This is a genomic window from Streptomyces sp. NPDC088387, from assembly GCF_044753385.1.
GTDB lineage: Bacteria > Actinomycetota > Actinomycetes > Streptomycetales > Streptomycetaceae > Streptomyces.
Genome location: NZ_JBIVNC010000008.1, coordinates 163,117 through 176,174, shown reverse-complemented (window position 1 = coordinate 176,174; position 13,058 = coordinate 163,117). Strand labels below are relative to the sequence as shown.

The 13,058-nt window shown below is 73.1% G+C and carries 13 protein-coding genes; 7 read left to right on the top strand and 6 right to left on the bottom strand.

All coding sequences use genetic code 11. The features are described 5' to 3' along the window. Window positions 1-105: 105 nt before the first annotated feature. Together ACIQAC_RS22575 and ACIQAC_RS22570 are read right to left on the bottom strand one after the other, a co-directional pair. On the bottom strand, window positions 106-879 hold the full coding sequence (locus ACIQAC_RS22575; protein WP_402193647.1) for a ferredoxin reductase: 774 nt from the start codon (window positions 877-879) through the stop codon (window positions 106-108). Continuing rightward, on the bottom strand, window positions 872-1,477 hold the full coding sequence (locus ACIQAC_RS22570; RefSeq protein WP_402193646.1) for a sulfite oxidase-like oxidoreductase: 606 nt from the start codon (window positions 1,475-1,477) through the stop codon (window positions 872-874). Before ACIQAC_RS22570 ends, ACIQAC_RS22575 begins: the two co-directional genes overlap by 8 nt. 212 nt (window positions 1,478-1,689) lie before the next feature. Between ACIQAC_RS22570 and ACIQAC_RS22565 the strand changes: the two genes are divergently transcribed. Together ACIQAC_RS22565 and ACIQAC_RS22560 are read left to right on the top strand one after the other, a co-directional pair. After that, entirely contained in the window at window positions 1,690-2,613 is a 924-nt protein-coding gene (locus tag ACIQAC_RS22565; RefSeq protein ID WP_402193644.1) for an NADP-dependent oxidoreductase, read from the top strand. Then, window positions 2,610-3,335, top strand: a complete 726-nt coding sequence (locus ACIQAC_RS22560; RefSeq protein ID WP_402193642.1) for a GNAT family N-acetyltransferase — start codon at window positions 2,610-2,612, stop codon at window positions 3,333-3,335. Before ACIQAC_RS22565 ends, ACIQAC_RS22560 begins: the two co-directional genes overlap by 4 nt. A gap of 34 nt (window positions 3,336-3,369) precedes the next feature. Here the strand turns inward: ACIQAC_RS22560 and ACIQAC_RS22555 are convergent, their stop codons facing one another. After that, on the bottom strand, window positions 3,370-3,849 hold the full coding sequence (locus ACIQAC_RS22555) for a MarR family winged helix-turn-helix transcriptional regulator (protein WP_402193641.1): 480 nt from the start codon (window positions 3,847-3,849) through the stop codon (window positions 3,370-3,372). Window positions 3,850-3,929: 80 nt separating this feature from the next. On the opposite strand from ACIQAC_RS22555, the gene ACIQAC_RS22550 reads away from it, so the two are divergent. Further along, on the top strand, window positions 3,930-4,994 hold the full coding sequence (locus tag ACIQAC_RS22550; RefSeq protein WP_402193639.1) for a hypothetical protein: 1,065 nt from the start codon (window positions 3,930-3,932) through the stop codon (window positions 4,992-4,994). Window positions 4,995-5,197: 203 nt separating this feature from the next. Continuing rightward, a complete protein-coding gene (locus tag ACIQAC_RS22545) occupies window positions 5,198-5,992 on the top strand; it encodes a putative protein N(5)-glutamine methyltransferase (protein WP_402193638.1) in 795 nt (264 codons plus the stop codon). A 345-nt stretch (window positions 5,993-6,337) separates the two neighbouring features. Here the strand turns inward: ACIQAC_RS22545 and ACIQAC_RS22540 are convergent, their stop codons facing one another. Further along, window positions 6,338-8,416 (bottom strand): SpoIIE family protein phosphatase, encoded by a 2,079-nt coding sequence (locus ACIQAC_RS22540; protein WP_402193636.1) that lies wholly within the window; start codon window positions 8,414-8,416, stop codon window positions 6,338-6,340. Window positions 8,417-8,878: 462 nt separating this feature from the next. On the opposite strand from ACIQAC_RS22540, the gene ACIQAC_RS22535 reads away from it, so the two are divergent. Both ACIQAC_RS22535 and ACIQAC_RS22530 read left to right on the top strand, forming a co-directional pair. Continuing rightward, a complete protein-coding gene (locus ACIQAC_RS22535; protein ID WP_402193635.1) occupies window positions 8,879-9,751 on the top strand; it encodes a hypothetical protein in 873 nt (290 codons plus the stop codon). A gap of 147 nt (window positions 9,752-9,898) precedes the next feature. After that, on the top strand, window positions 9,899-10,267 hold the full coding sequence (locus tag ACIQAC_RS22530; protein WP_402193633.1) for a hypothetical protein: 369 nt from the start codon (window positions 9,899-9,901) through the stop codon (window positions 10,265-10,267). A gap of 35 nt (window positions 10,268-10,302) precedes the next feature. Here ACIQAC_RS22530 and ACIQAC_RS22525 read toward each other — a convergent pair whose 3' ends face one another. Next, the gene (locus ACIQAC_RS22525; RefSeq protein WP_402193632.1) at window positions 10,303-10,962 is read right to left on the bottom strand and encodes a response regulator; all 660 of its coding nucleotides are present in this window, start codon (window positions 10,960-10,962) and stop codon (window positions 10,303-10,305) included. Beyond that, window positions 10,959-12,146 (bottom strand): sensor histidine kinase, encoded by a 1,188-nt coding sequence (locus ACIQAC_RS22520; protein ID WP_402193631.1) that lies wholly within the window; start codon window positions 12,144-12,146, stop codon window positions 10,959-10,961. Before ACIQAC_RS22520 ends, ACIQAC_RS22525 begins: the two co-directional genes overlap by 4 nt. Window positions 12,147-12,358: 212 nt before the next feature. Between ACIQAC_RS22520 and ACIQAC_RS22515 the strand changes: the two genes are divergently transcribed. After that, entirely contained in the window at window positions 12,359-12,958 is a 600-nt protein-coding gene (locus tag ACIQAC_RS22515; protein WP_402193630.1) for a DUF308 domain-containing protein, read from the top strand. The last annotated feature ends 100 nt before the right edge of the window (window positions 12,959-13,058 follow it).

Below are 13,058 nucleotides of genomic sequence, written 5' to 3'. Positions count from 1 at the left end.
CTGCCTCGCCTTGTGCGCGCGAGAGCGGACATGGGGCCCGTTCCGGGCATGCGATACGTCACACACGGAGGCAGCCCGCCGTACGACGGGCCCGAACTCCGTGTCTCAGCCGAAGCGTTCGATCCGGATACGGTCCACCGGCTGACCGGCCGCCACCAGCAGACGCGAGGCGTGTTCGGCGAAGCCGTTGGAGCCGCACACGTAGGCCTCCCAGCCCTCTTCGGGAGCCTCGGCCAGCAGCGGCTCCACGTGCGCGGCCGAGATCCGGCCGACCGGCACTCCGGGCGGTGCACCGCGCGTGAACACCGGTGTGGTCTCGGCCCCGTACTCGCGCGCGTAGATCAGTTCCCCGGGGCTGCGCGCGGAGACCAGCAGCCGCAGCGGCACGGACAGCCTCCGCGCCCGGTGGTGACGCACCATCGACATCAGCGGCACCACGCCGGAACCGGCGCCGAGGAGCAGCGCGGGCCGGTCGCCGGGCCACGCGAAGAAGCCGCTCAGCGGGCCGCGCAGCTCGATCCGGTCACCGGGCCGCGCCTCGGTGCGGAACCAGCCGGAGACCTCGCCGCCCTCGACGTGGTCCAGCGTCAGCTCGATGTGCCCGGAGCCGTCGGGCGCGGACGCGAGCGAGTAGTGGCGCTGGGCGGTGTAGCCGTCCTCGGCGGTCAGCCGGAGCATCAGATGCTGTCCGGGCACATGACCGGCCCACGCGGGCACCGCGAAGCGGTAGGTGGCGGCGTGCGGGGTCTCCCGGCGGATCTCGGTGAGCGTGGCCGACTGCCAGGTGCCGGCGGTGTCGTTGCCGACGGGGACACGGCCGGGCACCGCGAACCGGGTCGGGGGCGTGAAGGGCGCGGGGGAGAGGGCCGTATCAGTCACCGGAGTACCGCTGCTCCTCCCACGGGTTGCCCCGCGCGTGATAGCCGTTCTGCTCCCAGAAACCCGGCTCGTCGTGGTCGAGGAGGCGCAGGCCCGCGATCCACTTGGCGCTCTTCCAGAAGTACAGATGCGGCACGATCAGCCGGGCGGGACCGCCGTGCTCGGGGGCGAGCGGCCGGCCGTCGTACTCCCAGACGATCCAGGCCCGGCCGCCGGTGACGTCCGCGAGCGGCACGTTCGCGGTGTAGCCGGTGTGGGAGTACGCCACGACATGGGTCGCGGTGTCCAGCGGGCCCGCCGCGTCCAGGAACGCGTCCAGGGACACACCCGCGAACCGCACCCCGAACTTCGACCAGCTCGTCACACAGTGGATGTCGCCCTTGTACTCGGAGGCGGGCAGCGCGTGCGCCGCGTCCCAGTCCCAGGTGCGCGGCCGGGCCACCAGGCCGTCGACCCGGAACGTCCAGTCGGCGGCGGTGAGCTCGGGGGTGACCTCGGCGGACAGCACGGGCCAGTCGTCGCCCGCGTCGTACTGACCGGGCGGAAGCCCGGGATCGTCGACGCGCGGGCGCCCGGTGAACCCTCGGGTGACATGCATACGGCTGGAGCCCTTCGACTGTTGCTTACGGATTCAACGGTACGTGCCGTCGGAGCTGCTCCGGACCCGTTCGGACGCGCGATCGTTAAGCGCGTATGAAGTCTCCCGGCCTCGGGGAATAGCAGGACCGCGATCTTCCTTGCCCGAGGTGCCCCGTCCGGCGGCACGTGACCCCTCGTGCCCCGGCGACAGCGGAGAAAGTGGGAGCCCAGATGCCCAAGGCATACGTCTTCACCCGGCACGGCGGTCCGGAGACCGAGGCGCTCGTCGACGTGGAACGCCCGAGCCCCGGCCCGGAGGAGCTCTTGATCGCCGTGCGCGCGGCCGGCGTCAACCCGGTCGACCACAAGATCCGCTCGGGGTACCGCCCGCCGGGCCAGGGCGGCGGAGCGTTCCCCGCCGTGTTCGGCAGCGAGGTCTCCGGCGTGGTCGTCGAGGCCGGGAAGTCGGTCACCGGCTTCGCCGTCGGCGACGAGGTCTTCGGCGCGCCCGTCGCGGGCGGCTACGCCGAGTTCGCGGTCCTGCCGCAGCGGCTGACCGCCCACAAGCCCGCCGCGCTGTCCTTCACCGACGCCGCGACCATCCCGGTGGCCGGGGCGACCGCGTACGACGGAATCCGCCAGCTGGACCTCGCCGCCGGGTCGGTGCTGCTGATCACCGGCGCGGGCGGCGGCGTCGGCGTGGCGGCCGCGCAGATCGCCCGCGCGGAGGGCGTGCGTGTGCTGGGCCTGGCGAGCGACGGCAAGAAGGATCTGCTCGCCGCACTCGGCGCCGTCCACGTACCGTCCGGCCCCGGCTGGACCGAGCGGGCCACCGCCGCCGCCCCCGAGGGCATCGACGGGATCTACGACCTCGTCGGCGGCGAGGTGTTCACCGAGGCCGCCGCACTCGCCGGCCCCGGCACCAAGCTGATCACCGCGGCCGTACGCCCCGAGGAGGCCGAACGGCTGGGCGGCGCACGTGTCGAGCGGGCCCGCACCGCGGCCGTCCTGGCGGCGGTGGCGGACCTCGTGGTGAGCGGCGCCCTCGACCCGCGGGTGACGCGGACGTTCCCGCTGGAGCGGGCCGAGGAGGCTCTGCGCGAGGTCGAGAGCGGACACGCGCGCGGCAAGGTCGTGATCGAGGTGGCTCCGTGACCGAGGCCGCACCCCGTCACATACTCGACAACCCGGCGCTCGCCGCGTTGCAGGGCCCCCACGCCCACCTCGCCGAGCGCCGCGGCCGGATCCTGCGCTACCCGGTCGACGTCTCGCCCTGGCTGGCGATGCCGGACGACCCCGGGCCGCAGGACTGGGCGGACCTCGTCGCCCTCACCGGACCGGGCAGCGACGTCCCGCTGCTCGGCACGCTCAACCCGGTCCCGGAGGGCTGGACGATCACCTTCCGCGCGGAGGGCGTCCAGCTCGTCGACGACGGAATCGCCGCCGCGCCCGACCCCGAGGCGATCCGGCTCGGCCCCGCCGACGTCCCCGAGATGCTCGATCTCGTCGAGCGCACCCGGCCGGGCCCCTTCCTGCCCCGCACCATCGAGATGGGGACCTATCTGGGCCTGCGCCGCGAGGGCCGGCTCGTCGCCATGGCGGGGGAGCGGCTGCACCTGCCGGGCTGGACCGAGATCAGCGCGGTCTGCACCGACCCCTCGACCCGCGGTGAGGGCCTCGCGACCCGGCTCGTCCTGGCCGTCGCGCACGGCATCCGCGAACGCGGCGAAACCCCCTTCCTGCACGCCAGCGCCGCCAACACCAACGCCATACGGCTCTACGAGGCGCTCGGCTTCCGCCTGCGCCGCACCACGGCGTTCATGTCGGCGCGGGCGCCCGAGGGGGCGGGGGAGGAGCGGGCGACGGTGGGGGTGTGAGACCGGGCGGGCGCCGCGGTACCGCGACGGCGCCTCAGTCCTGCCTGCCCCCGGCAGCTTCCTCCCCGCCCCCGGCGGCCTCCTCGTCGTCCGCCGGTGACCAGCCGTTGTAGCGCACCAGATACTCCGCGAACCGCTCCAGATCGGCCTCCGGCCAGCCCGCGAGCCGCTCCCTGAACGCGGCCCGACGGCTCTGTGTGACCTGGGCGAGGATGCTCCGCCCGGCGCCGGTGAGGTGCAGCACCTGCACGCGGGCGTCCTCGGGATCCAGCCGCCGCTCGATCAGCCCCGAGTGTTCCAGCGCCGCCACCTGGCGGCTCACGGTCGACTTGTCCAGCGCGTAGTGCGCGGCCAGGTCGGTGGCCCGGCAGCCGTCGCGCTCCTCCAGATGCCCGAGCAGTGTGTACGACACCAGGGACAGCTCGGGGTGCATCCGCCCCGCCGACGCACGGGCCCGGCGCGCGAACGTCGTCATCTCCCGCTGGATGGTCTCCACGGCCTCGGCTGCGTCCATGATTTCTCACTCCCTCGCTCTTGGTTGTATAGTACAACTTAAGCAAGAGTTGTATATGCCAACCATTGGAGGTGCGCGCCATGAGGTCCCCGGCGCTGCGGCACGCGTTGACCCATCTGATCGCCCCGCTGCTGATGTGCCTGGGTATGGGGCTCGCCTACATGGGGGCCTTCGTGACCCCGGAGCCGCACCAGCTGCCCGTCGCGGTTGTGGGCGGCGCGCCGGAGGCGAAGGCACTGGCGGGGGCGGTCCAGGACTCGGCGGGGGACAAGCTCGACGTACGGACCGTCGACACCCGCGCGGAAGCCGTGGACCTGCTCAAGTCCCGTGCCATCACCGGCGCCTACGTGCCGGACGCCAAGTCGCCCGAACTGGTCGTCGCCACCGCCTCGTCCGACATGGGCGCCCTCGCCGTCCAGCGGGTCTTCACACCCCTCGCCGCCGAGCAGGGCCTGCCGCTGAAGGTGACCGACGCGGTCCCCCCGGTCGCCGACGACCCGAGCGGCCAGGGGCTGTTCTTCCTGCTCATCGCCGTCAGCATCGGCTCGTACGCCTCCGTCGCCGCGATCGGCGCGGCGGGCGGCGCCCTGCCGATGCGGATCCGCGCGCTGCTGACGCTCGGCGTCTCCGCCGTGGTCGGCGGGATCGGCGCGCTGCTCGCGGGCCCCGTCTTCCACCTCGCCCACCACGGACTCGCCGGTGTCTTCGGCATGGCCTGGCTCTACTCCGCCGGCATCCTCTTCATCGGCCTCGGCCTGCACACGTTCCTGAAGCGCTGGACCACGCTGACGATGATGGTGCTGTTCGTGATGCTCAACTTCACCAGCTCCGGCGGCCTGTTCAGGCCCGAACTCCAGAACGGCTTCTTCGGGACGCTGCACTCCTTCTGGAACGGCGCCGGCTTTGTGGAGGGCGCCCGCGGCCTGCTCTACTTCGGCGGCGACGGACTGGCCCGGAACATCACGACCCTGGCCGCCTGGCTGCTCGCCGGCCTCGCGCTCACCGCGCTCGCCGCGGTTCACGAGCGCGGGCGCGAGGGTGCGCCGACCGTGGCCGCGGAGCCGCGGACCGAGGTCCGGGAGGACGCCGGGGAAGAGGCCGGGGCAGAGGCTGAGGAGGAGGCCGAGGAGACCGTCGGCGTCTGATCGATCAGGTGTAGGGTGGCCGTCCGGCCGCGGGTGGACCCGGCCGTGTGCGACCGAGGAGGTGAGACCCATCAACGCTGTGCCAGATGGGGTGCTCGCTCCTCCGACCGGCGCGGATCCCCGACAGAGGTGACCGCGAGAGCGCCCTTCGACTTCCGAAAGGCCCTCGCACGTCCATGCCTCCCGCAGCATCCGTACCGTCCATGCCTCCCGCCGGTCCGCCGGCCCTCTCCCCGGACGCGGTGGTCGCCGCCCTGCGCGCGGCGGGCTGTGTCTTCGCCGAGGACGAGGCGGCCCTGATCCTCGACTCCGCCCGCACCCCGGCCGAACTCGCCACGCTGGTCGCACGCCGGGTCGCCGGAGAACCACTCGAACTCGTCGTCGGCTGGGCCGAGTTCCGCGGTCTGCGGATCACCGTGGACACCGGGGTCTTTGTACCCCGCCGCCGTACCGAGTTCCTCGTCGCGCAGGCCCTCGCCCGGGTGCCGCGGGCGCGGCTGGTGGTCGACCTGTGCTGCGGCTCGGGCGCGGTCGGCGCCGCGCTGGCCGCGGCGCTCGGCCCCGTCGAACTGCACGCCGCCGACATCGACCCCACCGCCGTCCGCTGCGCGCGCGGCAACGTCGCCGCCTACGACGGCCGGGTACACGAGGGCGACCTGTTCGCCGCCCTCCCCGGTGAACTCCGGGGCCGCGTCGACATCCTGGCCGCCAACGTGCCCTACGTCCCCACCGGCGAGGTCGGCCTGCTGCCGGCGGAGGCCCGCGACCACGAGCCCCTGCGCTCCCTCGACGGCGGCGCCGACGGACTCGACGTCCTGCGCCGGGTCGCCGCCGAGGCACCCCACTGGCTGTCCCCCGGCGGCCGCCTCCTGAGCGAGACGAGCCAACGCCAGGCCCCGGCCGCCGTGACCGCCTTCACCCGCGCGGGACTGACGGCCGAGGTGTCGGTCGGCGAGGACTCGGACGCACACGTGGTCGTGGGCGGGCTGCCGGGCTGAGCGGCGGGCGCGGCGACGGGCGGGACGGGTCGTGAGCGGGGCCGGCCCCCTGCCGCAGGTGGCGGGCCTGAAGTCGCCGGACGGCGTGGTGGGTCCGCCCGGCCGGATCGGTGCGGGCGGGCTTGAAGTCGCCGGACGGTGTGCTGGGTCCGCCCTGCCCCAGGGTGGCGGGATTGAAGTCGCCGCACGGCGTGGTGGGTCCACCCGGCCGGAACGTTGTCGGACAGATCGGGCGTGGTCCCTTGCTTTACGGCTCCCCTGACCACGGGGCGCATCAGCGCCGTCTGCCGGTCCAGGCGCCGCCCGCGAGGCCGCGAAGGTGTCCGCGCGAAATGGGCCGGGCGTTCAACCCCGGTCTTGGGCGCGGGCGATGAGGACCGCCACGTCGTCGTGGTTGTCCGGGTGGTGCAGGGTGCGGACGAGCAGGTCGCAGACGTCCTCCAGGGGGCGGGCGGGGTCGTCCAGGAGGCTCAGCATGGCGTCGAGGCGTTCGTCCAGGGAGTGGCGGCGGGTCTCCACCAGGCCGTCGGTGTACAGAACCAGCTGGTCACCGGGGCCGAGGTCGAAACTGGTCGTCGAGAAGGCGACACCGCCGACGCCGAGCGGCGCCCCGGTCGGCAGATCGAGCAGCTCCGGCGCGTGGCCCACCCGCACGCGCGCGGGCGGCAGATGGCCCGCGTTGGCGATCAGGCACTGCCCGAGCCGGGGGTCGTGGACGGCGTAGAGGCAGGTGGCGATGGAGTGGTCCAGGCCCGCGGTGATCCGGTCGAGGTGCTCCAGGAGCACGGCGGGATCGAGGTTGAGCGAGGCCAGTGTGTTGGTGGCGGTGCGCAGCCGGCCCATGGTCGCGGCGGCGTTGATCCCGCTGCCCATCACGTCCCCGACGACCAGCGCGGTCCGGTCGCCGTCCAGCGGGATGACGTCGAACCAGTCGCCGCCCACCTCGACGGTGTCGCCGGCCGGCTGGTAGCGCGAGGCGACCTCCAGGCCGCCGACGACCGGCGGATGGCTGGGCAGCAGACTGCGCTGGAGGGTGAGGGCGGTGTCGCGGGCGTTCTGGTACCAGCGCGCGTTGTCGATCTGCACCGCCGCGCGGGCGGCCAGTTCCCGGGCAAGGAGCAGGTCGTCGTCGCTGAACGGCAGGGGATTGCGGGTGCGTTTGAGGTCCAGCGCGCCGAGCACCTCGCCGCGGGCGATCAGCGGCACCGCGAGATACGAGTGGACACCGGCGCGCGCGAGCACGACGGCCGCCTCGGGGGAGCGGGCGATACGGGGCAGGTCCTCGTCCTTCACCCGGGCCACCATGACCGGATTCCCGGTACGGACGCACTCGGTGACCAGACGGTCCGGTTCGTAGCGCGCGACCTGCCCGGGGGTGTCGGCCGCCAGCAGGGCCTCGGTCGCGTGGTCCGCGCGTACGGCGAGGGCCCTGATCACCGCGGGCTCGGACGGGCCGAGGCTGCTGCGCCGGCCTTCCACCACCGCGTCCAGCAGATCCACGGCCGCGATGTCGGCGAGCTCGGGGACGGCGACGTCGGCGAGTTCCCGGGCGGTGCGGTCCAGCTCCAGCGTGGTGCCGATCCGGGTGGAGGCGTCCGCGATCAGGGCGAGCCGGCGCCGGGCGGTCTCGGCCTCGATGCCGGCCCGGTACTGCTCGGTGATGTCGACCAGGGACATGGCGACGCCGAGCGCGGTGCCCACGGCGTCCTCCAGCCGGTACAGCGAGGCCGTCCACGCGTGGTCCTCGTCGGGGTCGGCGGGCGTACGGCCGACAATCGACCGGTCGACCAGCGGCCGGCCCGTCGCCAGCACCTGACGGGCCGCGGTCTCCAGGACGTCCGAGTCCAGCATCGGCAGCACCTCGCGGATGGTCCGCCCGAGGTGCGCGTCGGCGGGGACGCCGTCGATCTGCTCCAGCGTCGGATTGACCGAGACATAGCGCAGGGTCGTGTCCAGTACGGCGATCCCGATGGGTGACTGGTCGACCACCTGTGCCGACAGCGCCACGTCCCGCTCCAGCCGCCGTACCGTCGACTGGTCGGCGGCGAGACCGAGCGCGTACACGTCGCCGCGGTCGTCCATCAGGCGCATGTTGCGGAACTCGACCAGCCGCGTGCTGCCGTCCTTGTGCCGGATCGGGAAGGCGCCGGCCCAGCCCTCGCCGGTGGCCATGACGTCGGAGAAGAGCTTCACCACGAGGTCCATGTGCTGCTCGTGGATCATCACGTGGGCGGCGTAGTGGCCCAGCGCCTCGCGCGCCGAGTAGCCGAACAACTCCTCGGCCTGCGGGCTCCACAGCACGATGCGGCCCTCGGTGTCCAGGACCACCGAGGCGACGCCCAGCACGTCCAGCAGCCCGCCCGGACGCACCGGACCGAGAACCGGACCGTCACCCTCGGCGACGGAAGACCCGGGTGTACTCATCACGCACCGCCTTCGCCCTTTCGCACGGCACGTGGTCCCCCGTGCCGACTCCCCTTGTCGTAGCGCGCTCACGCACGTCTTTCACGCCACCTTCGCCTTTCTCCACCATCTCTCAACACGGCGGTGTACGTCCGGCGATCCACAAGGGGCCGCGGACAGCGAATCACACCGGCCGCCGCCGGGTGTCCCGTCGGTCGCGATCAGGACATCAGGTCGGCCGCCGAGGGTGGTTTCCCGCGCCCGCCGCTGACGGTTTCCGCCCGGTGGGTGGGGGAGCGGAATCCGGGGGCGCCCGGCCGCGGGGACCGGTCCGTCCGCGGCACCGCGTCACCGCGCCTCCGTCTGGGAGACGTCGGAACGACAACCCGCGTTCCTTTCTTGGTCTGTACATGACCACCCTGGCGGTCCAGACTGTGCGCCGAGCGCGTCCCCCCGCCTCCCGACCCCAAGGAGCGGACCCCCATGCGTCTGCGTACCTGGCAACGTTGTCACGCCGTCCTCACCGGCGTCGTCGCCCTCGCCACCGCCGCCGTCCTGTCCGCCGCCGCGCCCGCCTCGGCCGCCGACACCTGGAACGAGACCGGTTCCGACCGCGCCGATCCGCTGTCCGAGAGCCAGGGCCTGACCTCCGTCGAGGTCCCGGCGGGCAGCACCAATCGCTACACCGGCATCGGCACCATCCCCGCCGACGTGTCCGGCCGCGGCTGGAACCACGTCGGCGACCCCGACGCCTCCTACAACGGCTACTACATCGAGCCGTACCAGCGGGACTCCGGCAGCGCGAAGATGTTCCGCGTACAGGCACCGGGCGGCGCCTGGTCCGAGTACGTGCACCAGCTGAGCGCCGGCGAGGCGCTGAACAACTCCTGGGTGGCGGTCTCGCCCGACGGCCAGTGGATGCTCGCCGGCGAGTACGGCACGATGAGCCGCTTCCTGGTCTTCCCGACCCCGGGCGTGAACGGCTCCACCTCGCCCTCGGCGAACCTCCCGCAGGCCTCCACGGTCCGCCTCGACCACGCCGTGCGCGACGTCCAGGGCTGCGACTTCTCCGGACCCACGACCCTGCTGTGCTCCTCGGACGACCCGGCGGGCACCCTCTTCGGCATGACGAAGCCGCTGCTTCAGATCGACCTGTCGGCGACGCCGGGCGGTTCCGACGTGTCCGGCCACGTCACGGCCCTGCGCCAGCTGCCGCTGCGCAGCGCGTGCTCGGGCACCTTCGAGTCGGAGGGCATCGACTACGACCGCCGTACCGGCACCCTGCGCGTGATCGTCCTGTCGCCGGGCTTCTGCGTGATCACGGACAGCAAGACCTACCGGTTCAGCCGCGGCTGAACCGCGCCGCCGCCGCCGCGCGGCGCCGTGCGGCGGCGGCGAGCGGCGTGCGGTGGAGCGTCCCCGGAAAGTAGTGGTTTTCTGGGGTGGTGGCGCGGTTCGCGGGAACCCGTGGAGCGCGCCACCACCACGAGAGGAGCGACCACGATGGACCGTGAGCGATCGCACGAGGAGTCCGTCTCCCTCGAGATCAGCGGATGCAGCAAGGAGGACGCACGGATCGTGCTCGACGCGCTGGCCGAGTGCTTCGAGTCCGACCGGGCCGTCGAGGACGCGCCGCGACAGCTCCACGAGACCCGCCCCATGGTGTGGCTCGGCACTTTCGAGGTCACCGACACCCACAGCTGCGGGACCCCGGCCCGGCTTGCGTCGAGCGTCGAGGCCGACGCACAGGGCGGCTACTGGGCCATCGGCCGCCTCCACGAGACGCTGGACTCGCTGTTCGCCGTACGCGACCTGTCCTCGGCCTCCGGGGACCAGGAGCGCGAACTGCACGTCCTGCTCGAAAGCCGCTGACGTCCGGAGCCCGGTCCGGGGTCCGCCAGGCGGGCTCACGGGTAGAGGCCGGCCCGGAAGGCGAACGAGACGAGCTGTGCCCGGTCGCGTGCGCCGACCTTCGTCATGGCCCGCACCGCGTGTGTCTTCACGGTGAACGGCGACACGGACAGCTGGGCGGCGATCTCGTCGTTGCCGAGCCCGCCGGCGACGAGCACCACCACCGCCCGCTCCCGGGGCGTCAGCGCGTCGAAGCGCCGTAGCAGCTCCTTGTCGATCACCGGGGGCGGGCTGTCGGTCATGTGGCCGATCAGCGCGGCCGTCGCGGCGGCCGACAGCGCACCGCCACCGCCGACCACCTCGGCGATGCCGGCGACGAGTTCGGCGGGGCTCACGGTCTTGCTCAGGAAACCGTTGGCGCCCGCGCGCAGGGCCGCGAGCACGATCTCGTCCTGGTCGAAGGTGGTCAGCACGATCACCCGCAGCCGCTCCGGCGGGTGCTCCGCGCGGATCCGGCGAGTGGCCTCGACCCCGTCGATGCCGGGCATCCGGATGTCCATCAGGACCAGGTCGACCGGGTGCTCCCTGAGGTAGGGGACGACCTGGAGCCCGTCGGAGAGGTCACCCGCGACGACGAGAGCGGGGTCGAGCCGGAGCATCGCCCTGATACCGGCCCTGATCTCGGCCTGGTCGTCGACGATCAGAATCCGAGTCATGAGACCACGGCCCCCAGCGGGCTGAACTCCGCGTGGACCCGGAACCGCCCGCCCTCGCTGTCGATGGTCAGCCGCCCGCTGGAGGACTCGACGCGTTCGCGCATCCCCACCAGGCCGAGTCCGCTGCCCGGGCCGGCGGTGCCGTTCGGTGCGCGGCCGACGCGGTTCTCCACGGTGACGCAGATCCTGCCGTCGCGCTCGCGCACCTCCACCGTCGCCGCCCCCTCCCCGTGCCGGTAGGCGTTCGTGAGGGCCTCCTGGACGACCCGGTAGACCGTCACGCCGACGCTGGGCTCCACAAAACCGGCGGGAAGGTCGAGTGTGGGGCGGACATCCAGGCCGATGCTCTCGAACGACGCGACCAGGCCCTCCAGGCCGCTGAGCGCCGGGGTCGGCCGGAGCGCCTCGGTCTCGGAGCTGTCGTCCCCCAGGCGCAGCAGCGCGAGAATCCGCTGTGTCTCGACGACGACGGTGCGGGCGCTGGACCTGGCCGAGACGAGGGCCTGCCGGGAGGACTCGGCGTCCCCGGGCAGTCCGATCTCCGCGGCGCCGAGATGCATGCTCAGCATCGCGACCTGGTGGCCGATGACGTCGTGGAGGTCGCGGGCGATGCGCATCCGTTCCTCGGTCACCCGTCGGGTCGCCTCGATCTCGCGGGTGGCGATCGCGGTCTCGGCCCGCTCCTCCAGGATCCGCCAGTGCTCCCGGTGGATCCGCAGCGCGGCCCCCGTCGCCCCGCCCGCCGTGGCGGAGAAGAGCGCGGCGGCACCCACGACCGCGCCACCGCGGAATCCGCCCACCGTCATGAACGCCCCGAGGAAGAACGCGGCCACGATGCCCGTCGCGGCCAGCGGCTGCTTGCCCCTGAGGGTGACGGAGAACAGGACGAGCACCGCCATCATCCACACCGACAGGGGGTCCTCGCCCACCGCCGTGACGGCGAAGGACGCCGCGCTCGTCACGGCCAGTCCCTCCCACGGCCGCCACCACGAGAGAGCGACACCGGCACCGGCGAGGAGCGCGGACAGGGCCGTCGGCCAGTCGGAGCCCCGCACGGCCACGGCCACGAGCTGGCCGGCGAACGCCAGCGCGGCCAGCGCGTAGGCGATGAGGTGCAGCGCCTCGGGGCGGCGGACCCACAGGGGTGCCACCGGCCCGTCCTGGTTGTTCCGCGCCTTGACCATGACCCGATTCTCGTCCACGTGTGCCGCGGCCGTGTACTTCGAACGATGTAGACGGCGGGCCCGGTCCGGGCGGGAGGTGCGGTGCGGCCCGGTCGTTCCGGGGCGGATTCCGGAACTACTTCGTTCGAAGTACGCGGGCCCTCCCGAGGGCGCCGAGACTCCTCGTCGAGGCGACCGCCTCACCCCCTCACGACCACCGAACGGGACACCCCATGACGCACACCACCGTGACTCCGAGCCCCACCGCGACGTCGGGGACGCTCTCCGCGATCCGCTCGCTCCACCTGATCCGGGTCGTCTTCTCCCTGGTCTGGGTGGCGCTCGTCCTCGCCACCTCCGGCTCGCTGGTACCGGCGGACGAGCCCACGGCGACCGCGGCCGTGCTGCTCGTCGTCTACCCCCTGTGGGACGCCGTCGCCACGCTGATCGAGCGCCGCACGACCGGTACCGGCGCCACGGACCGCGTCGGCACCGCCAACGTGGTGCTCGGCCTCGTCGCCACCGCCGGGATGACCGCCGCGGTCCTGTCCACCGTCGGAACGGCCCTGCTCGTGTTCGGCGTCTGGGCCCTGCTGTCCGGCGCGCTCCAGCTCACCGTGGCGCTCCGCCGCCGGCGCACCGTCGGCGCCCAGTGGCCCATGGTCGTCAGCGGCGGGCTTTCCGTCCTCGCCGGCGCCTCCTTCGCCGTCCGGTCCGACGCGCCGGACAGCGGCCTGTCCGGCCTCGCCGGATACTCCGCCTTCGGTGCCGTGTGGTTCCTCGTCTCCGTCATCGCCCTGAGCGTCCGCGACCGCCGCGCCCAGAACCGGTAGCCCGCAGTGGCCGGGCTCACGTCGACGTGGTTGTGCAACTTGTTGCACAATCGGGGTCGGAGCTTCTGCGACAGAGCTGCCGACCCCGCGCACGGAGGGC